Annotated in this window: 14 protein-coding genes and 1 tRNA gene; 9 read left to right on the top strand and 6 right to left on the bottom strand. The window is 47.5% G+C overall.

The genetic code is table 11. The annotated features are described in order from the left end of the window. The 3 genes from ACEW9O_RS06175 to ACEW9O_RS06165 all read right to left on the bottom strand — a co-directional run. Positions 1-216, bottom strand: a 216-nt coding sequence (locus ACEW9O_RS06175; RefSeq protein ID WP_373549263.1) for a type II toxin-antitoxin system VapC family toxin, incomplete at its 3' end; no start/stop codon positions are given. Then, positions 216-500, bottom strand: a complete 285-nt coding sequence (locus ACEW9O_RS06170; protein ID WP_373549262.1) for a hypothetical protein — start codon at positions 498-500, stop codon at positions 216-218. The genes ACEW9O_RS06170 and ACEW9O_RS06175, both read right to left, overlap by 1 nt. Positions 501-630: 130 nt before the next feature. Next, positions 631-704, bottom strand: a tRNA-Arg gene (locus tag ACEW9O_RS06165). A gap of 317 nt (positions 705-1,021) precedes the next feature. Between ACEW9O_RS06165 and ACEW9O_RS06160 the strand changes: the two genes are divergently transcribed. The 6 genes from ACEW9O_RS06160 (at position 1,022) to ACEW9O_RS06135 (ending at position 12,599) form a co-directional block, all read left to right on the top strand. Further along, positions 1,022-1,918, top strand: a complete 897-nt coding sequence (locus tag ACEW9O_RS06160; protein ID WP_373549261.1) for an alpha/beta fold hydrolase — start codon at positions 1,022-1,024, stop codon at positions 1,916-1,918. A gap of 169 nt (positions 1,919-2,087) precedes the next feature. Then, a complete protein-coding gene (locus tag ACEW9O_RS06155) occupies positions 2,088-2,642 on the top strand; it encodes a sigma-70 family RNA polymerase sigma factor (protein ID WP_373549260.1) in 555 nt (184 codons plus the stop codon). 21 nt (positions 2,643-2,663) lie between these two features. Further along, complete coding sequence (locus ACEW9O_RS06150; protein WP_373549259.1) at positions 2,664-3,686, top strand: FecR family protein; 1,023 nt, start codon at positions 2,664-2,666, stop codon at positions 3,684-3,686. A gap of 77 nt (positions 3,687-3,763) precedes the next feature. Continuing rightward, complete coding sequence (locus ACEW9O_RS06145; RefSeq protein ID WP_373549258.1) at positions 3,764-7,225, top strand: TonB-dependent receptor; 3,462 nt, start codon at positions 3,764-3,766, stop codon at positions 7,223-7,225. Between the two features lie 64 nt (positions 7,226-7,289). Further along, positions 7,290-8,834: a RagB/SusD family nutrient uptake outer membrane protein gene (locus ACEW9O_RS06140; RefSeq protein WP_373549257.1), complete on the top strand. Its 1,545-nt coding sequence runs from the start codon at positions 7,290-7,292 to the stop codon at positions 8,832-8,834. 474 nt (positions 8,835-9,308) lie between these two features. Then, positions 9,309-12,599 carry a VCBS repeat-containing protein gene (locus tag ACEW9O_RS06135; protein ID WP_373549256.1) on the top strand — a complete coding sequence of 1,097 codons (3,291 nt, stop codon included), beginning with the start codon at positions 9,309-9,311 and terminating at the stop codon, positions 12,597-12,599. Between the two features lie 239 nt (positions 12,600-12,838). Here the strand turns inward: ACEW9O_RS06135 and ACEW9O_RS06130 are convergent, their stop codons facing one another. Beyond that, positions 12,839-14,452, bottom strand: a complete 1,614-nt coding sequence (locus ACEW9O_RS06130; protein WP_373549255.1) for a S8 family serine peptidase — start codon at positions 14,450-14,452, stop codon at positions 12,839-12,841. A 157-nt stretch (positions 14,453-14,609) separates the two neighbouring features. Between ACEW9O_RS06130 and ACEW9O_RS06125 the strand changes: the two genes are divergently transcribed. Then, the gene (locus ACEW9O_RS06125; protein WP_373549254.1) at positions 14,610-15,740 is read left to right on the top strand and encodes a leucine-rich repeat domain-containing protein; all 1,131 of its coding nucleotides are present in this window, start codon (positions 14,610-14,612) and stop codon (positions 15,738-15,740) included. Between the two features lie 208 nt (positions 15,741-15,948). On the opposite strand, the gene ACEW9O_RS06120 is transcribed toward ACEW9O_RS06125, so the two are convergent. Next, entirely contained in the window at positions 15,949-16,353 is a 405-nt protein-coding gene (locus ACEW9O_RS06120) for a hypothetical protein (RefSeq protein ID WP_373549253.1), read from the bottom strand. 130 nt (positions 16,354-16,483) lie between these two features. Further along, positions 16,484-17,260, bottom strand: a complete 777-nt coding sequence (locus ACEW9O_RS06115; protein ID WP_373549252.1) for a sterol desaturase family protein — start codon at positions 17,258-17,260, stop codon at positions 16,484-16,486. A 250-nt stretch (positions 17,261-17,510) separates the two neighbouring features. On the opposite strand from ACEW9O_RS06115, the gene ACEW9O_RS06110 reads away from it, so the two are divergent. Both ACEW9O_RS06110 and ACEW9O_RS06105 read left to right on the top strand, forming a co-directional pair. Continuing rightward, complete coding sequence (locus tag ACEW9O_RS06110) at positions 17,511-18,548, top strand: sensor histidine kinase (protein ID WP_373549251.1); 1,038 nt, start codon at positions 17,511-17,513, stop codon at positions 18,546-18,548. Then, positions 18,545-19,249 carry a LytR/AlgR family response regulator transcription factor gene (locus ACEW9O_RS06105; protein ID WP_373549250.1) on the top strand — a complete coding sequence of 235 codons (705 nt, stop codon included), beginning with the start codon at positions 18,545-18,547 and terminating at the stop codon, positions 19,247-19,249. The genes ACEW9O_RS06110 and ACEW9O_RS06105 overlap by 4 nt, the downstream gene beginning before the upstream one ends. Positions 19,250-19,251: the final 2 nt, after the last annotated feature.

The following is a 19,251-nucleotide window of genomic DNA, read 5'->3' as shown; positions in this document are numbered from 1 at the left end:
GATCAAAAAACCGTCGATGAGGTTTTCTACTGCTTTAATCTTTTTCTCGCCCCACTTATTTCGTTTGGCAATGGCACGAATTTCTCCAAGTGATACTACGGAAACAACCAGATTATGGGTTCCATTTAGCAGGTTTAAGCTTGTTTCAAGCTTTCGCGTCACCTCAGTATCGCGTACATAAGCCACTATAATATTGGTGTCCAGCAAATAATTCATCAATCCAGCATTTCCAAGAGTTCTTCCAAAGATTCATCCCACTCCAATTCCTCCGTTTGACTAAAAAAGGTTTCTTTTGTAGGAGGAGTATAGTGTTGGTGGGCAATCATTTCATCCAGAGTGATGGATTTCCCCACTGGCTTAATTGCTTCTAAAAAGCGCAAATCATCCACCTGTTGGAGTGCGGTAACTTGGTGCTCCAATTTGCTCAAAGCAGACTCATCTTCAAGGTTAATGATCTGTTGGATAAGCCTATATTTTCTATCGTTTAGATTTTGAGTCATGCCGAAAGTGCATTTATGCCAGTCAATTTACCCATTTTTTATGATTTCGGCAAATATTGAACAGTTCTAAAACTTGTGTCCAATAAAAAAAGCCTCACAACCCAGCTATGCTTTGATTATGAGGCTTTCGTGACCCCGTCAGGATTCGAACCTGAGACCTACTGATTAGAAGTCAGTTGCTCTATCCAGCTGAGCTACGGGGCCAAATCAAACTTGAACCAAACGCCCTTTCGCGTTCGCCCGGCAAATGTACTCTATTTTTATTTTTCGCGCAATCTGGCGATCAAAAAGTCCAAAAAATCTCACTTGACTTTGTGGCCAAAGAAATGTATTTTGGAAAATGGGGTTGAGAAAAGGTTGAGAAAGTTGAGGAAGGTTTAGGCTACCGCAGCAATTTGGACAAGGACATGCCTAAGTCGCTGCGGTAGCCCTCAACCTTCCTCAACCATCCTTTGTTCCAAATTAGTCCTTCACCTACTCTGTATTGCTACCCACATTCACTCATGTTAACCCATGTTGCCATGATACATCGCTATCTATACCCACTTTTTTCCCGCAAGCGCTTTTACGCTTCGGTGGTTTTGTTCGGATTTTTGGCTTACACTTACGACTTGGTTGAGGTAAGACTGACCGATGAAACGATGATGCGCAAACTCGCCGAAAACGCCTTTGCTTACGTACCCAAGGTGACCCATTTCCGGCAGTGGGGGCGCGAGATGCGCTACGTACAGGTGGGTGACGCCACCAAACCCCTGATCCTGTTCATTCACGGAGCACCTTCTTCTTCCTCATTCTGGATGGACATGTTGAGCGACAGCACGTTGCTCGCCCATGCCAAACTCATGGCCGTCGACCGCCCCGGCTATGGCTATTCCGGGTATGGCGATCCCGAAATTTCGGTCAAAAAGCAAGCGGCACTCATTGCGGGTATTTTGCAGGAAAAACGCGCCATCCACCAGCAGATCATCGTGCATGGCTCCTCGTATGGAGGCACGGTCGCGGCGCGTTTGGCGATGGATTACCCCGAATTGGTGGATGGACTGCTCCTACAATCGGCCTCCCTGAAACCCGGTGCCGAAACCACTTACTGGATCTCCTACCCTACCCATCATTGGTCATTGCGCAATTTTATCCCCGGTTCGTTCCGCACCGCCAATGCCGAAAAACTCTCTCATAAGACTGAATTAGAAAAAATGGTTCCCCTCTGGTACCGGATCCGCAGCAAGGTCATTTTGTTGCAGGGCATCGATGACACCTTGATTTTCCCTGAAAATGCGCCTTTTGCGGCCAAAAATCTGGTCAATGCGGCTTCGGTGAGTTTGACCTTGGTGCCCGGCTCCAAGCACGATTTGTTGTGGACGCAAACGGATTTGCTGAAAAGCTCTTTGCTCAAATTGATTCAAATCACCAAAAAATAATTAAACCGCCTAAACCCTACATTATCAATACTCAAGCCAGCATTTTAGGAATTTTCCAAAAGAAAAATTCATTTCCACGAAATTTTTCCTGTGTTTCGTTTAGGGATATAGGCACTTTATTCTACTTAGTAAAAGAGAGCGCTACAAATCAAGCCAACTGATTACAACTATGGGGGTAAAAGAGCTTACTGACAAACAACTGGTCGACTTGTTGCAAGCAGGCAATATCATGGCGTATGAAGAAATTTATCAACGCTACTGGTATAAGTCATTTACCTGGGCTTCGCATCAGGTGGGCGCTGCCGATGCAGAGGAATTGGTGCAGGAACTCTTTTTGAGTTTGTGGACCCGCCGAACTGAGGTAGTGATCAAACGACTGGATTTATACCTCGCTGTGGCCATCAAAAACCAGGTCTACACCTTCTTCAAATCCCAGCTCAGTTACCGCAAATACCAGGAGTATCTGCTTTTCAAAGAATTGGAAGAATCCCCCGATGGCAACCAAATCCTGAACTTCAAAGAACTGACCTCCGCTATTGAAAAAGCCCTGAATCGACTCCCCGAAAAAAGCGCTGAAGTATTCCGGCGCAGCCGCTATGAGAATCAACCCGTCAAGGAAATTGCCAAGCACCTCAACCTGAGTGAAAAGGCGGTAGAATACCACTTGACCAAATCACTGAAATTTTTGAAAGACACTTTAAAGTCATATCAGTCTGAGAATTGATAAACCTTAAACTATGTTGAAATGACCCAAAAGGAGTTCAATGAACTGTCCAAACGTTACCTTGATGGAAGAACCACTGCCGAAGAGGACCGAAAAATTCAAGCTTGGTATGACACACAGCTGGAGTTTCATCAGCACAATGCCCCTGATGAAGCATCCCAAACGATAGGCAAACGAATCTGGAGCAACATCCGCCAGGAGATGTATGATTCAACGACTGGCCGAATCACCCGCATGGCTTGGATAGTGGGCATTGCCGCTAGTATGCTTTTGGCTTTTGTATGGCTGAGCCATTTTGATTTGCCCCCCCCAGCAACTAAGACCGCCGATCAAACCCCTCCAGCCGTTGCCCAACGTGGGATCGAACTCAAAAACACCACTTTTTCTGATCAAAAAATCACCCTGGCCGATGGCTCTCTGGTCGTGTTAAAGCCGGGAAGTAGCCTGATTTACAACAAGAACTTCAATAAAACCAAAAGAGAATTACACCTGCATGGTGAAGCTTTTTTTGATGTGACTAAAAATCCCCAGAAACCTTTTATTGTACACGCAGGCAAATTGACTGCCGAAGTATTGGGCACCTCTTTCAGCATCAAAAATGCCGAAGACTCAAAAAACGTTTTAGTCGACGTATTATCGGGGAAAGTATCCGTTTACGCGGAAAAAAAAGCGCCGATCGCGTCGAATTCAACCTTAGATCGGCCGAGCGTGATCCTTACCCCCAACCAACGGGTGAAATACCTCAGCGCTGAAAATCGACTCGTCAAATCCATCGTTGAAGCCCCCAAGTTCGTCATCAGCAAAGCCGAAGTGCAAAAACTCAGCTTTGTGGATGCTCCAATCTCCCAGGTTTTTGACGCCATCGAAAAAGCCTACGGCCTGGAAATCATCTACGACGAAGTGGTGATGCGCGACTGCACCATGACCACCTCTTTTGACGAAGAGAACCTGCACGACAAATTATCCATCATTTGCAAACTTTTGAGCTCTTCCTTTAAAATGGTTGATGCTCAAATTGTTATATCCAGCAATGGCTGCCAATAATGTCGCCATTGTGCCACGAACAAACATTAACTTTTTGCTTATCACAAAATTTCATTAACTTAACCAACATCAGAGGCATGAAAAAAAATCTACTGCACCGTGAAAAATTGCTTCAGCTCATGAGAATCTCGCTTGCTCAAATCATTCTGGCTGGGCTTTTCGCGGGTATGGGTTACGCTAACCCTGCTTTTTCTCAGAAGGTGTTATTGCAAAAGCTTAGTCTCAATCTTCAAGACAAAAAACTATGCGAGGTACTATTTCTGATTGAAAAGAAAGCCGACGTTCGTTTTTCCTACTTACCGAAACAGATTGAAGCCGACAGAAAAGTAAGCATCCAGGCCGAGGACGAAAGTCTGGAAAAAATCCTGGATCGGGTGTTCAAAAAAACACCCATTCGTTACGAAGTTTTTGGGTCAAAACAAATTTTGCTGAGCAAAACGCCTCTGGAGCGTTACGAGCAGCAGGATTTTGAAAGCCTGCCCAAAATAGAGCCGATCACCATCCAAAAACCTGATTTCAGGATACAAGGCATGGTGACTGACAAAAGTGGAGAGCCTATGGTAGGCGCTTCAGTAGTGTTGGAAGGCACCACTCAGGGCGCGATCACCGACGCCAGCGGCAAATTCAGCCTGGACTTGGCCGATGCCAACCGCAACGGTGCACTGATCGTTAGCTTTGTAGGCTTCAGCACCATCCGCGTGGCTATTGATGGCCGTACTACGATCAATGTGGTCCTGGAAGAAGGTAAAGCCCTGGATGAAGTGATTGTAGTTGGTTACGGTACCCAAAAGAAATCGTCCTTAACTGGAGCGGTATCTTCGGTAACCCAAAAAGACTTGAAAGCGCTACCGGTCGTCAGTTTGACCCAGGCCATTCAAGGGCGGGTACCTGGTGTATCGGTCACCAACAACAGTAGCCCCGGTTCGGATCCGATCATCCGCATTCGGGGGATTGGTTCGATCAGTTTGAACCCCAATCCATTGTTCGTTATTGATGGTGTGCCTGCAGGCGGCTTAAACAACATCGACCCAAAGGATATTGAGTCCTTGGAAGTACTCAAAGATGCGAGTGCTGCGTCTATTTATGGCTCAAGAGCAGCCAACGGAGTTGTTTTGATCACAACAAAAAAAGGAGTTGCCGGTAAGATGAAGGTGAATCTGGATTCTTACTATGGAGTGCAATCCGCTTGGAAAACCCTTGATTTACTCAATCGCGACGAGTACATCCGCTATGGTACCGCCCTGCTGACTGCGTCTAATCAGCCAGTACCCGGTCGCTTCACCAACCTGAATACGCCCATTTACGACGGCGCGAGTACCACTTTTGGCCAAACCGATACGGATTGGCAAGATGTGATGTTCCGCTCCGCACCCATTACGGATCACCAATTGTCGATTTCTGGTGGCAACGATGTATCCCGGGTGTACACCTCTTTGGGCTACTTTAGCCAGGACGGGATCATGCCTGTTACCGATTACCAGCGCCAAAGTTTCCGCATCAACTCGGATCACAAAGTGGCCAAGTGGTTGACCCTGGGTCAAACCCTGTTGGTTGCTACGGATCAGCGCCGTTTGGAGCGTGACGGTGGGGGCCGTACTCAGATCCAGAATATCATGCGGATGATCCCTTACTGGCCAGTACGTGACCCAACTAAAATTGGTGGATTCAGTACTACTGCTCAAGGTTTGGACGCTACCGACCCTGAAAACCCGCTGCGCATCGCGGAGCAGGAGCAACAATACCAGCGCGACAATGGGGTAAAAATGCTGGGTACTTTTTTCACCGAAGTGAAATTCACCAATTGGCTGAAATACCGCTTCGTAGCGGGTGCTGATTTTGCCAATGGCCAGTTTACCAGCTTCTTGCCCATCTACAACGATGGCAACCGTAGCCGTGTCATTGCCGCACTGTCTGAAAACCGGAATAATTTCTTCTCTACCGTATTTACCAACCAGTTGACTTTTGATCAATCTTTTGGCAATCACAATGTCAACATCATTGCGGTAGCGGAAAAACAGGATGCCAAGTCGGAAGGCATCTCAGCCAGTGGTCAACGCCCTGACAACAACATTCAAGTATTGCAGGGGATTTCCAACCCGAATGGTTCTTCCTCTTTGTCTCAAAACTCGTTGATCTCCTATGTTGGTCGTTTGACTTACGACTACGCCGGAAAATACCTGTTAGGGGCTTCAATTCGTCGGGACGGTTCTTCCAAATTCGCTCCAGGCCGCAAATGGGGTATCTTCCCATCTGCATCGGTGGGATGGCGCATTAGCGAAGAGCCATTTATGAAATCGATTACAGCCATTTCTTCGCTGAAATTGCGGGCCAGCATCGGTCAAACGGGGTACAATGCCATTGGTGATTACGACTGGCAACCACTCATTTCGGCCAACAATACCATTTACCCATTTGGCAACACCACCACCAACTTGGGCTCATACTTCAACCGCTTGGGCAACACGGGCTTGAGCTGGGAAGAAACGACCATGAGCAACATTGGTTTTGACCTGTCTTTAGGCCGTTTCGACGTAAGTGCCGAATTTTACAAGCGTAAAACGAATGGCTTGCTGTTGAGCGTTCCACTACCTGAATCATTGGGTTTCTCTTCTAGCCCTCTGGCCAACGTAGGAAGTATGCAAAATACCGGTTTTGAACTCGCGCTCGGCTACAACCACCGCAGCACCGATTTCAACTGGAGTTTGACGGGTACTTTTGACATGATCCGCAACAAGGTTTTGAGCCTCGCAACGCCCAATGCTACCATCAACTCTGGCAACAATGCCGACTTTGGTGGTTTTGACATTACCCGTACCGAAGCAGGTCAACCTATTCAGTCGTTCTATGGCTGGCAGGTAGATGGCATCTTCCAAAGTGCTGCTGAGGTAGCTGCGGCCAATGCCCTGGGCAACGACAATGCGCCTTATCAAAACACGTCTACTGCGCCTGGTGACATTCGTTTCAAGGACTTGAATGGCGATGGTAAAATTGATGGCACTGACCGTACTTATTTGGGTAGCTATTTGCCTAAATTCTCCTATGGTTTGAACTGGGGCGGTACTTACAAAAACTTTGATTTTGCGGTTTACCTGCAAGGTGTAAATGGCAATAAAATTTACAATGGTGTCAAAGTCATTGGTCAAGGTATGCTGCGCCTCTTCAACGCCAGTACGGACGTCTTGGATGCCTGGACGCCACAGAATACCGACACCGATGTACCTCGTGCAGTAAGTGGTGATCCGAACCAAAACACCCGTACCTCCGACCGTTTCATTGAGGATGGTTCCTACCTGCGGATCAAAAACATCAGCATTGGGTATACCTTCTCCAGCGAAAGCCTGAAGGAAATGACCAACAATGTGCTCAGCCGGGTTCGTGTTTACGTATCCAGCCAGAACTTGTTGACTTTCACCAAGTATTCTGGATTTGACCCTGAGGTGGCTTCAAGAGGCAATAACCTGCTCAACAATGGTATCGATTATGGTCAATACCCACAGGCACGTACCGTGTTGTTGGGTGTAAATCTTGGCTTTAACTAAAAAACAATAATGCTTTGCCCTGTCAGTTGGGGTCTTCTCCTCCTGACCAAAAACTCAATTCATTATGAAAAAAATTGCTTTTTTAACCAGCATCATGATCCTGGGTCTGACTCTCAGCTGTAATGATGAGGTGCTCGATAAAGTCAACCCAAACGGGGTAACGTTGGATACCTATTTCAACAATGACGCTGAACTCACTGCGGGCGTAAATGCAGTTTACGCCTTGGTTCAACACAACGGTTTGGTATCCCGCGAATGGTTTTTCCTCCATGACCTGCGCAGTGATGAGGTGGCCACTGGCGGTGGTCAGTTGGAGACCCCTCGGGCGCAATTGCTCAATGGGGTAAACGATGCAGGAAACTCCGTGTCCAATTCGGTTTTTACCGGTTGGTTCCGCGTCGTCCACCGTGCCAATGTTGTCATTGAAGCTGGCGCTGCTGCCAAACCCGGCATTACTGATGCAGTTCGCACCCGTGTAGTGGGTGAAGCCAGGTTTTTGCGTGCCTGGGCTTATTATGAGCTGGCCACTTTGTGGGGTGGCGCTCCACTGTATACTGAATACGCTAAATCTGTAGAAGGTTCTAAGGCGCGTTCCAGCCAGCAGGATGTGTACAACCTGGTCATTAGCGACCTTAAGGCTGCTGAAACTGCCTTGCCTGCTACCTATACTGCGGCCAATTTAGGCCGTGCGACCAAGCACGCTGCACAAATGCTTCTGGCGCGTACTTACCTACAGTTGGGTGATTACAACAATGCCAAAACTGAGTTGCAAAAAATTGTCAGCTCCGGCTTGTACAAGTTGGTGGACAATTATCTCGATCTCACGAACGAAGAAGGAGAATTCAATACTGAATCTATCTTCGAAGTCGTGTATGCTCCATCTGGTGGTGCTTACAACTGGGGTGGAGATGGCGACGGTACGGCAGTACAAGAAGAAACTGTACGTACGCAGGAGTATTCCGCAGTGGGTTGGCGCAACCTGATCCCCTCCAATAAAATTTTGAACGACTACGAGAGGGCTTCTAAAGGCGATGCCAAGGATGACCCACGCTACGATATGTCTTACTGGAAGCCCGGCGACAAATTCAACAATGGTGCCAGCACCATGACCGATGATCGGGTACAAGGCAATACCTCAGTTGTAGACGGCCAAACGGTCAAAATTAGCTGGCGGAAATACTCTATTCTGTACAAGGTCGACAATGGCTTCTTTACGAGTGGCATCAACATGCGCATCATGCGTTATGCCGATGTACTGCTGATGTTGGCCGAATGCGAAAACGAAGCGGGCAATTCAGCTGCTGCAATCAGCCTGATGAACCAGGTTCGCGCCCGTGCATCGGTACAAATGCCACCGTATCCAACCAGCAATTATCCTTGCAACAACAAGGATGAAATTCTTCGTGCGCTGCAACACGAGCGTTTTGTAGAACTAGCTTCCGAGCAGGTACGCGATTTTGACATCCTGCGCTGGCGCAAGCACAAAAAGCTCAAAACTGAGCCTATCTCTTTCTTTGTAGCCAACAAACACGAGTTATTGCCGCTCCCACAAACTGAGATCGATAATAACCCAAACATTGAACAAGCGGATCAGAATCCGGGCTACTAGGGGCGATAAAAAATAAGTGTTCATTTTGCCAAAGGATTAGATAAGTAAACGCTTCAATTCAAGTGTCTTATCTAATCCTTTGGCTCAGGAAAAATGAATGCTTATTTTTGCCCCACTACCTAGGCGGTACTACGCATGAACTATAAGCAAATGAACCATTATTGAACAATGCCCTCCTTCCGTACTGGAAGGGGGGTATTGATTTTTAGAAGACTTGAAGGGAGTTGGTTATCAGGTAATTGATAATTTTCTTTTTTTTTGACTTACGAGTTTAGAATACATGACTTACGAGTTTAGAAGTGAGCTACCGCAGTTACTTAGACACAGCCTTGGTCTGAGCCGCTGCGGTAGCTCACTTCTAAACTCATAAGTCATGTATTCGGAACTCGTCACTCAAAAAATTATGCATTAAATCAATTGCCTAATAATCAACTCACTATTATGTTTGCATAGGCCAAAAAATCAACTCTTCCTATGTCACTACGCAACCTGTATCTATCATTGTTTGTCCTGGCAATTTGTGGCCTCCTCGGCTGCAAAAAAGCAGATCTACTTTTTGAAAAAATCACCCCAGCCCACTCCAATATCCATTTCAACAACCAGCTCAGTCCAGACGCTACCTTGAACGCCTTCAGCTTCACCAATTTTTACAACGGTGGCGGCGTAGGTGTCGGTGATTTTAACCGCGACGGACTACCCGATCTCTTTTTTACCGGCAATCAGGTCAGCTCTGAACTCTACCTCAATCGAGGCAATTTCCAATTTGAGTCCATCACCGAAAAAGCGGGCATAAAAACCGATCGCTGGTGCAGCGGGGTATCCATCATCGACATCAATCAGGATGGCTGGGACGATATTTACCTTAGCGTAGCCGAGGGGCCTGGTTTAAAAAATGTGCGTAACCTGCTGTACATCAATCAAAAAACCAGCAGTCCCAGTTTTAAAGAATCCGCACAGGCTTATGGCCTTGACTATGCTGGATTTACCACCCAAAGTGCTTTTTTTGACTACGATCTCGATGGCGATCTGGACGCTTTTTTGCTAAACACTGCCCCCGATTTGCAAAATCCGACCACCTTGCGCCGCCAAATGAACAATGGATTTTACCCCTCTACCGACAAACTCTTGCGCAATGAAGGCATCGGGAAAGACGGGCACCCGGTTTTTGTAGATGTATCCGCAGAGGCCGGGATTCGCTTTGAAGGTTTGGGGCTAGGCCTCGCCATTTCCGACCTGAATCAAGACGGCTATCCCGATATTTATTGCTCCAATGACTTCATGAGCAGCGACATCCTGTACCTCAATCAGGGTGATGGGACTTTTAAAAACGTCATCCAATCCGCTATGGCGCATACCAGCCAATTTGGGATGGGCCTGGATGCCGCCGACCTGAACAACGACGCCAAAATTGATGTATTTCAACTGGACATGTTGCCCGAAGACAATGCCCGCCAAAAACAAATGTTGGGCAAACACGATTACGACAAAAAAGAACTGAGCATTGCGCCTGAGTACGGCTACGAATTGCAGTACATGCGCAACATGTTGCAAATCAATACCGGAAACGACGCACAAGGCCCCATCTTCAGCGATTTGGGCCTGCTGGCGGGCGTGGCCAAAACCGACTGGAGCTGGGCTACCCTACTCAGCGATCTGGATCTGGATGGCCACAAAGACATCTTCATCACCACCGGCTACCGCAAAAACATCACCGACCTGGATTTTATCCATTACTACCAGGGCTCCACTTATTTTGGCAGTGATGCCAGTCGGGCCGAAGTACGGGAAAAACTGCTGGCCCAAGTGCCTGAAGTGAAATTGCGCAACTGTGCTTATCGCAATCGGGGTGATTTGGGGTTTGAGAACGTCGCCAAAGCCTGGGGACTCGACGAATTGTCCTACGCCAATGGGGCAGCTTATGCCGATTTGGATCAGGATGGCGACCTGGATTTGGTCGTCAACAATGTTGATGCTGAAGCCTCGGTATTTAAAAATCAAAGCCGTGAACGGCAAGGGCAAAATTACCTCAAAGTGGCTTTTCAGGGGCAGGAAGGCAATCGGAATGGCATTGGTGCCACCGTAAAAGTTTGGACTCAAGGCAAAGCCCAATTGTATGAACATTTCCCGGTGCGGGGCTACTTGTCTTCGGTTGAAGCAGGGGTGTTGATTGGTTTGGGCAAAAACCAAATTGTTGACTCCATACAGGTATTTTGGGGCAAAAACCTCCAGGAAACCAGGTACAAGGTTGCCGCCAATCAAACCCTAGTTTTTAGACATACGGAAGCAAAGCCAAAGCTTAAAAATGCAGCACCCACTGCAAAAATATTTGAAACACTCCCTCAACTCCTCCCCTACCAGCACCAGCAATCCGACTTCAACGATTTCAACCAAACCTTTGCCTTGCACAAAATGCGCTCCAAAAATGGCCCGGCTGCTGCCGTGGGCGATTTGAACGGTGACGGCTTGAACGATGTGGTTTTTGGCAATGCGTACCGGGGTCGTCCTGGCAATATTTTTCTCCAGCAAAAAAATGGCAGCTTCAAAGCGCTACCCGGTTTAAATACAGCAGAGTTTGAAACGGGTGACCTCGCTATTTTTGACGCCGATGGAGATGGTGATCAGGATATTCTGAGCGTAGGTGGTGGCAACGAACAAGCTTTGACCGTCAAAACCGCTTATCAACCCATCTTATGGCTCAACGACGGACAGGCTCATTTTACCCAAACCAATCAATTCCCTACCCTCGCGGTAAGCAGCCAAGCCGTTCGTCCCTTTGACTACGACGACGATGGCGACCTGGACTTGTTCATTGGGGGCCGCCAAATCCCGGGGACTTACCCATTGCCTGCGGCCAGTTATCTCCTGCGCAACGACGGCGGTCGATTTACGGACGTCAGCCAGACCGTAGCGCCTTTATTGCAGCAACTGGGATTGGTTTGTGACGCATTGCCCCTGGATGTGGATCAGGACAAGGACATTGATCTGGTAATAGTGGGCGAATGGATGCCAATTACCATTTTGGAAAACCAAAAAGGTCGTTTCGTGGCCAAAACTCTGCCCAACTCCGAAGGCTGGTGGAATAGCCTGGCCGCGGGTGACTTTGATCAGGACGGCGACCCCGATTTGTTGTTGGGCAACGAAGGCTTGAATACTTTTTACCGGGCCTCCCCTACCGAACCCATCGAAATGTTGGCCAAAGATTTTAATCAAGATGGCAAGGTTGATCCCATCATGGGGTATTTTATCCAGGGCAAGTGTGTGCCCGCCCTGCCTCGCGATGCGCTCAACCAACAGATGGTACAGTTTCGTAGAAAATACGCACTTTATGCCGATTATGCGAAGGTGGGTTTTGCCGACTTGTTCAGCAAAAAGGAGCGTGCCGATGCGCAAGAGCTGCAAGCCAAGGAACTGCGGAGTTGTTATGCCGAAAATCAAGGCAATGGGCAATTTGTACTCAAGCCTTTGCCCTTGCTGGCGCAACAATCGCCCATTTTTGGGTTCCTGGTAAAAGATGTCGACGGAGATGGGCACTTGGATGCTCTGGCTACGGGCAATTTTTACGCCAATGAAGGGCATATGGGCAGGCAGGATGCTTCGCGGGGGATTTGGTTAAAGGGGAATGGGAAGGGAGGCTTTGTGGTGGTGCCGAATGAGGAGAGTGGTTTGGCGATTACTGGTGATGCCCGCAGATCTTATTGGATCGATACAAACCGATTTTTTACCACACTGAACGGTGGGGAGGTTTTGGCGCAAAGGATTAAATAGCGCATCTCTGAGGTGCTTCTTAAGTGCCTTAGTAGTGGGGCAAAAATAAGTGTTCATTTTCCTTGAGCCAAAGGATTAGATAAGACACTTGAAATGAACCTTTTACTTGTCTAATCCTCTGGCAAAATGAACACTTATTTTTTTATCGCCCTTAGGTTTCTTAGGTGGTGAAAGAAAAGATTTTTTCACCACCTAAGAAACCACAGACACTTAAGGAATCACTTAAGGCAGGTAACGCACTAATTCACCACTACCCTACCCATTTTCCGTTCCTTCCCCATGAACACCTCCACGAAGTAAGTTCCCCTTGGCCAATCGCCCACCGAAATCACTTCCTGTTGAATTCCCGGGAACATCACGTCCATCACTTTGCGGTAAATGGGTTGTCCCAAAGTATTTAAGACCCGAATCTGAATCGGGCTCTTCTCTGGCTGATCCACCGAAAGGGTGATACTGGAACGCGCCGGATTCGGATAAATCAGCATGCCTTTGAAGTCGTCGGGCACCGTGCGACAATCCTGGCGCAGGTGCTCCATACTTCGGTACACATTCAAGCGACCACCCGTTACCGTGAGCTCCTTCAGCGCTTCCACGTCATCTACCCCTTTGATCAAGGCCTCCTTGACCCGGAGGGCCGTTGCCGAGGGCTCAACCAAGGTTTTGAGGGCAAAATCATTACAAGGCACACTGTACAGCAGTGCAATCGACCCTGCGAGGTGGGGCGCTGCCGCCGAGTTGCCGTTGAAGCTCCCGTAATTCCCAAAAGGTTTGGTCGTAAAGGAGTTTTGCCCAGGGGCGCCCATGTCAATCGACGTTTTGCCATAAGCCGAACCTACGTAGCGCTGATCCACTTCGGTGGTATTGAGCACCGTGAGCAGGTATTCGCTGGGGCAGGTAGTTGGCATGTCGCCCACTTCGTCCACATCCCAGGGATTATTGGCTGCACCGGCGGCGGTGAGGATGCCTACTTCGCCCATTTTGTCGTACATGTCGCCCCACATGACCTGATCCTTGCAGAAGAGGCGGTTGATGCCAAAAGACGCGTTGGTGGCTACGATGAAAGCCCCGTCTTTGCCTTTAGAGCGGTTGTAGCGATCGCGCTGCTCCAGGATGTATTCGTAGGCGGAAATGATTTCCGAAACCAGGCGAGCCTCCAGTACCATCACCTTGATGTGCCAGTTGATGCCCGTCACCCCGATGCCATTGTTGCCAACCGCACCAATGATTCCAGCTACGGATTGACCATGTTGTTCAACCTGGTGTTTGTTGCTGTTGCGGATAAAATTCCAGCCTTGCACATCATCGATGTAGCCGTTGCGGTCATTGTCTTTGTTGTCGTTGGGGGTTTCACCTCGATTGACCCAGATATTGGCGGCCAGATCTTCGTGGTCCACGTCAAAGCCGCTGTCCAATACCGCCACTACGATGGTGTCGCCTCGCGCAGTGACCCCACCCGTGGAGATGGCCCAGGCTTTTTGGGCTTCGATGGTCGCCAGACCCCATTGTTCTTGTAAGTTGGGATCGTCGGGGTCGGTGCGGTTTTCCACGTAATAATCAAAGGTGACCTCTTCTACCTCGGCTTGCAGACTCAACTCATACAGGAGTTCCTCCGCGTTGATCGTGGTAGAGTCGTACATCATCAGGTGTACATTGGAGCGGGTGCTCAGCGCTTTTTCCAGCCAAACTCCGCCACCTGCCCGGCTTTGTGTAGCAAATTCGACCATGAATTGCGCTGGTGTGGTCGTTTCTTTTAGCTTCACCAATACCCTGGCCTTGATTGGCTCTGTCTGAGCAAAACTCAGCAAAGGCAATAGCAAGAGTAGTGGCAGCAGAAGTGTTAGTCTTCTTGCCATATCTATGTTTTTGCGGTTTTTAAAAAAGGAGGAGGTACCGGGGATTCTTAACCAAAAGCCTTGCCAAACCGCGTCAGGAAAAAAGTTTTTTACTTTTTTTTTAATATGGAACAAAAAAGGCTGCTTTTTACACCTCTTTAAAAAACCTTATATCCCTATGAAATTTTCATTTTACAGTTTTATTCTGCTGCTGATGGGTTGCCAAGCCCCTGCTCAAGTCAAATGGCCTGCCTTTAGTGGAGGAAAAGTATCACTCATTAACGGTGTAGAAGCTGAGCAACGTTTCAAAATTTCGGAACGCCTGGGCACCATGGAGCTTCATGGCAAACCGGGTAAGGTGAAAGTGGCGGTGATTGAAGGCGAAAACATTGTGATGTCTAATTTACAGGATGAGGAATGGGGAAAACTGGCACACATAATCGTGATCAAAGGCAACCTCAAAGTGGATTCAGCCATTACACTCACTAAAAGTCAGCCCGATTTGCTGGTTTTGGGCAATCTTGAGACCAAGGTATTCATGGCTGGAAATGCACACCAACGCATCACCGGGGATGCCCTTATCCAATATGCACTGCTGGGTGGTGGAAACGATGGCGCCATCAAAATTGATGGCAAAACTGCCGTACCTTATGTTATTTCAATGGACCACGACATCGGCCTGAACGCACCTTACGCGGAATGGTTTGATTGGAATGAAGGAACAATTAATTTGCTATTGCGAGAAATTTACAACCCGGTGCGGGATCAATGGAATTTTGAATATTTGGTTCAACGCATTCGTGAAGGCAAACCCATTCGGAGAAGTGCAACCCGGGATACCACTTTCCAGGGCATTTGGACGGAATGGCTTGAGTTGTACGGCAGAGATTCAAGCTCCTTGTTTTTTGAATCTTTTACCAGCTTCCTGGAGCAGGAAAACATCATTCTTTCTTTCGATTACTCCGATGGTTATGACTTACCTGCGGAGGTTTTTACGCTTGAGCATCTGGAAGAGCTCAATTGTATGCACGTAGAACTCAATTCCCTACCCTCCGCCATTCAACAGTGCAAAAAGCTCAAAAAATTGAACCTGACTTTTTGCAAACTGGAAAGTATTCCCGCAGAAGTTGGCAACTTGTCAGAACTGGAGGAATTGTGGCTTTCGGGCAATCCTTTGAAAGAATTACCAGAGAGTATTTTTGGGTTAAAAAATCTCACGATGCTCGTTCTCGACGCTGAGCCATTTGACAAGGAAAAGCAAAAACAAATCCAAAAACGATTGCCGAAGACGGCGGTGATGTTTTATTGATAAGCACGAAAAAGGGCCTTCTGGCATTTCTTTAACCCTGCTTTACCAAAAGCGATATTATTTAATCACAAAGGGAAAATAGAGGGCACCAAGGACACAAAGCAAAGCACTGTCAACGTCTAACTTTGTGTCCTCTGTGTCCTCTATTTTTATTCTTTGTGCTAATTAAATGTCGCTTTAGCTTATTTGAGACTAAGCCCCTAACTCCTCACTTAAAATCATCCAAACTCCGTGGCTTTTCACCATTCAGCATTTGCTTCCGCATCTCCGCCTTCAGTTTTTCATAATTTTTCAGCTGCGCTTCGCTGAGCATAGGCTTCAACTCCTTCTCCTTGCGCTTGTTGATTTCACTGCCTTTGGTGTACATGGTCCATTGAGAAGCCCCTTGATCAAAAACCTCTTTTTGCATGATCTTGGCATATTTGAGGTTGAGTGTATAAATTTTGTCGATTTGGTCGGTCCGCAGGGGCAAGGCCGCTTTCATTTTTTCGGTTTGGAGTTTGGCTCGCTCCATAGGTGTACCAAAAGGGCTTTCCGTTTTGCTTTGTTGGGATTGAGCGCTCAGGGCAATGGTGCTCAGCAGGCTAAGTAGCAGGATCATTAGGGATTTCATGTGGATGGTTTTTTAGGTTGAGAAAGTTTAGGGAGGTTGAGGAGGTTAAGGCTACCGCGAGCGTCTTAGACAAGACTATTGTCAAAATCGCTCGCGGTAGCCTTAACCTCCCTCAACCTCCTAAACCTCCCTAAACCCTATTTTTAATCTGATTAAACGTGTTTTCATACTCCGGGTGATTCGTGCCCATCAGGCGATCCCAGATATTGAAATACAGGCCAAAATTGTAGTGTACCTTGGCGTGGTGCATGTTGTGGTGTGTAGGGGTGTTGAACCATTTCCAAAAGGGATGATCCACAAAACCTTTGGGTGCAATCTCATACCCCAAATGCCCCATTACATTGAACAACAAAGACCAGGTGGCAAACAAAAATAAGACCAGCGGGTGAAAAGGCATCACCAATACAATCAGGGGTACTATCCCAATTTCCAGAATGGCCTCCAGGGGGTGAAAGGACAAGGCAGCCAATGGCGTAGGGTTAAAAGATATATGGTGTACCCGGTGAAAAATGGGAAATAATTTGGGGTGGTGTACCATGCGGTGCATCCAGTAAAAGTAGGTGTCGTGCAAAAACACCAGAAACCAAAAGGAAAAGAACAAATAAGCCAGCCCGTATTCACTCATGTTCAGGTAGATGTGGGTGAACCCATTTTTGCGCAGCCAATAAATACCCAGGCCAACCGTGCCCCAAATGAATGCCGTGGCGATAGAATGCGACAACTCATTGGCAATGTGCTTGGTTTTGGGAGAAGTCTGCTGAATTTTTATCCCGAAATATCGCCGTTTGAAAAGCACGTAGAAGATCAAAAAAGCAGTACCTGCAAAAATCAGGTACCGCATAAAAATGGCCATTGACCCCAGCAACCAGCCAGGCAACAGACCGAAATGTTCAATGAGATAATCCATGGTATATTTTTTATGGTTGATTTTGGTTGTGAAAAATGATTTCGATGCCACAAAACAACCCCTTTGGATCCTGAGGTCAAAATATGTTCAACCAAGTGTAAAAAACCTTCAATGAATGGGTAGAGTTACAAGTTTTGAGTTTTTTTATTCAGTACGGATAGTTGGGTTCGTTGAAGAATTCTGACTGTTGGTTGAAAATGCCCGGTTATGCGCACTCCTTTGTGTAATTTTGGAAGTATACATTCAAGTAATGACAACGAATTCCCATTTTTTGAACAATCAGCGCCTTAAAGTCGCCTTTCACATTGGCGTTTGGGTGGTCTTGATTCTGGTTTACGCCTGGGTTTTTCAACCTTTATTTGGCGCAATGAGTATTGGCATTTCGAGAGGGCTCGGCAATTTGCTGCCCATGGCGCTGCTCTTTTACGCCAACCTTTGGCTGGTGGAGCGCTATTTTGAAAAAAACCATTACATCCAGTTTTTGCTGTGGTCAACCTTACTGATAATAGGCATTGCCGCTATTCGGGTCAATTTGAACCAGTTGTTTCCGGAAATCAAACCTGATGCAGTTCTACTGGTCCAAGGCAATAAGTGGTGGGCAGGCGCGATTTTAACCAATATCCTGACGCTGCTGGTCAGTACCTTTTACCAAATTCTGGAGATTCGTTTTCGGCACGAGCAACAAAACATGGCCATCATCAGCAAACAAAACGAGGCCCAATTGCAGTTTTTGCGCGCCCAGATCAACCCACATTTTTTGTTCAATACCCTGAATAACATCTATTCACTGGCCGTAGTGCGCTCGCCCCAAACGGCGGATATGGTGATGCAACTCTCCAAACTCCTGCGCTATGTGGTGTACGACTCCAAAGCCGAACAAATACCCCTGGAAACCGAAATTGCCCATATTGAGCAGTATTTACAGCTGTTTCGCATGCGCAGTGAAACGCCGCTCGACATTACGTTTAAAGTCAGTGGCCATATTGAAGGCCTGCGCCTGGAACCCATGTTGCTGATTCCCTTGGTCGAAAACTGTTGCAAGCACGCCGATTTCGAACTGAATGAAAAAGCCTACATTCAGCTTGAATTGAGTACCGAAAAAGGCTGGCTACATTTTAAAACCCGGAACAGCAAGGACGATGTACAGCACGTGCAAAAAGACAATGTCGGCGGGATCGGTCTAGACAATCTGCGCCAACGCCTGGAGTTGTTGCACCCCGGAGCTCATCATTTTGAAATCCAAGACCAGAACAGCAACTTTGAAGTAACTTTAAAGCTGAAGTTATGATCCGCACTTTACTCGTCGACGACGAATACCTCGCCCTCAATTTGTTGGAAGCCTACGTCCAGCAAGTGCCCGATTTGGAATTAATCGGCAAAGAGAAATTACCCATGAAAGCACTGGAGCGTTTGCAACAAGGTCAGGTTGATTTGTTGTTTCTCGACATCCAGATGCCAGTCCTGAGTGGCAATAACCTGCTCAAAACCCTGCAAAATCCGCCCCTAGTCGTTTTCACCACCGCTTACACCGAATACGCCATCGAAGCCTATGACCTCAATGTAGTCGACTACTTGCTCAAACCTTTCCCCTTTGAACGTTTTTTACAGGCCGTGCATAAAGTCAAACAGCTGCTGAATGCCCGGCAGTCAGGAAGCACCGGAGAGAGCACTACTGCCCCAGATTTTTTATCCCTAAAAGTGGATGGCAAATTGGTCAAGGTCTTTTTGGAAGACATCCTCTACATCGAAGGGCTGAAAGAATACGTCCGCTTTGTGTGCAGCGGCAACCGCAGGTACGTCACCCTCGAAAGTTTGCGCAACCTGGAGGAACAACTCCCGGTACAACAGTTTAGCCGGGTTCACAAATCCTACATCGTCGCCAAAACCAAAGTCAGTGCGCTGGATGGAAACATGTTGGAGATTGGTACAGTAAAAATCCCGATCAGCAGAGGGAAAAGGGATGAGGTCGTAGCGGACATCTTTAGGTAAAA

The organism is Haliscomenobacter sp., assembly GCF_041740695.1.
Classification (GTDB): domain Bacteria; phylum Bacteroidota; class Bacteroidia; order Chitinophagales; family Saprospiraceae; genus Haliscomenobacter.
The sequence above is the reverse complement of the archived record's forward strand: the minus strand, read 5'-3'. Positions and strand labels throughout refer to the sequence as shown.

Coding starts and splice junctions, on each gene's coding strand:
- ACEW9O_RS06170 (WP_373549262.1), bottom strand. CDS start 500: ATGACTCAAAATCTAAACGATAGAAAATATAGGCTTATCCAACAGATC.
- ACEW9O_RS06160 (WP_373549261.1), top strand. CDS start 1,022: ATGATACATCGCTATCTATACCCACTTTTTTCCCGCAAGCGCTTTTAC.
- ACEW9O_RS06155 (WP_373549260.1), top strand. CDS start 2,088: ATGGGGGTAAAAGAGCTTACTGACAAACAACTGGTCGACTTGTTGCAA.
- ACEW9O_RS06150 (WP_373549259.1), top strand. CDS start 2,664: ATGACCCAAAAGGAGTTCAATGAACTGTCCAAACGTTACCTTGATGGA.
- ACEW9O_RS06145 (WP_373549258.1), top strand. CDS start 3,764: ATGAAAAAAAATCTACTGCACCGTGAAAAATTGCTTCAGCTCATGAGA.
- ACEW9O_RS06140 (WP_373549257.1), top strand. CDS start 7,290: ATGAAAAAAATTGCTTTTTTAACCAGCATCATGATCCTGGGTCTGACT.
- ACEW9O_RS06135 (WP_373549256.1), top strand. CDS start 9,309: ATGTCACTACGCAACCTGTATCTATCATTGTTTGTCCTGGCAATTTGT.
- ACEW9O_RS06130 (WP_373549255.1), bottom strand. CDS start 14,452: ATGGCAAGAAGACTAACACTTCTGCTGCCACTACTCTTGCTATTGCCT.
- ACEW9O_RS06125 (WP_373549254.1), top strand. CDS start 14,610: ATGAAATTTTCATTTTACAGTTTTATTCTGCTGCTGATGGGTTGCCAA.
- ACEW9O_RS06120 (WP_373549253.1), bottom strand. CDS start 16,353: ATGAAATCCCTAATGATCCTGCTACTTAGCCTGCTGAGCACCATTGCC.
- ACEW9O_RS06115 (WP_373549252.1), bottom strand. CDS start 17,260: ATGGATTATCTCATTGAACATTTCGGTCTGTTGCCTGGCTGGTTGCTG.
- ACEW9O_RS06110 (WP_373549251.1), top strand. CDS start 17,511: ATGACAACGAATTCCCATTTTTTGAACAATCAGCGCCTTAAAGTCGCC.
- ACEW9O_RS06105 (WP_373549250.1), top strand. CDS start 18,545: ATGATCCGCACTTTACTCGTCGACGACGAATACCTCGCCCTCAATTTG.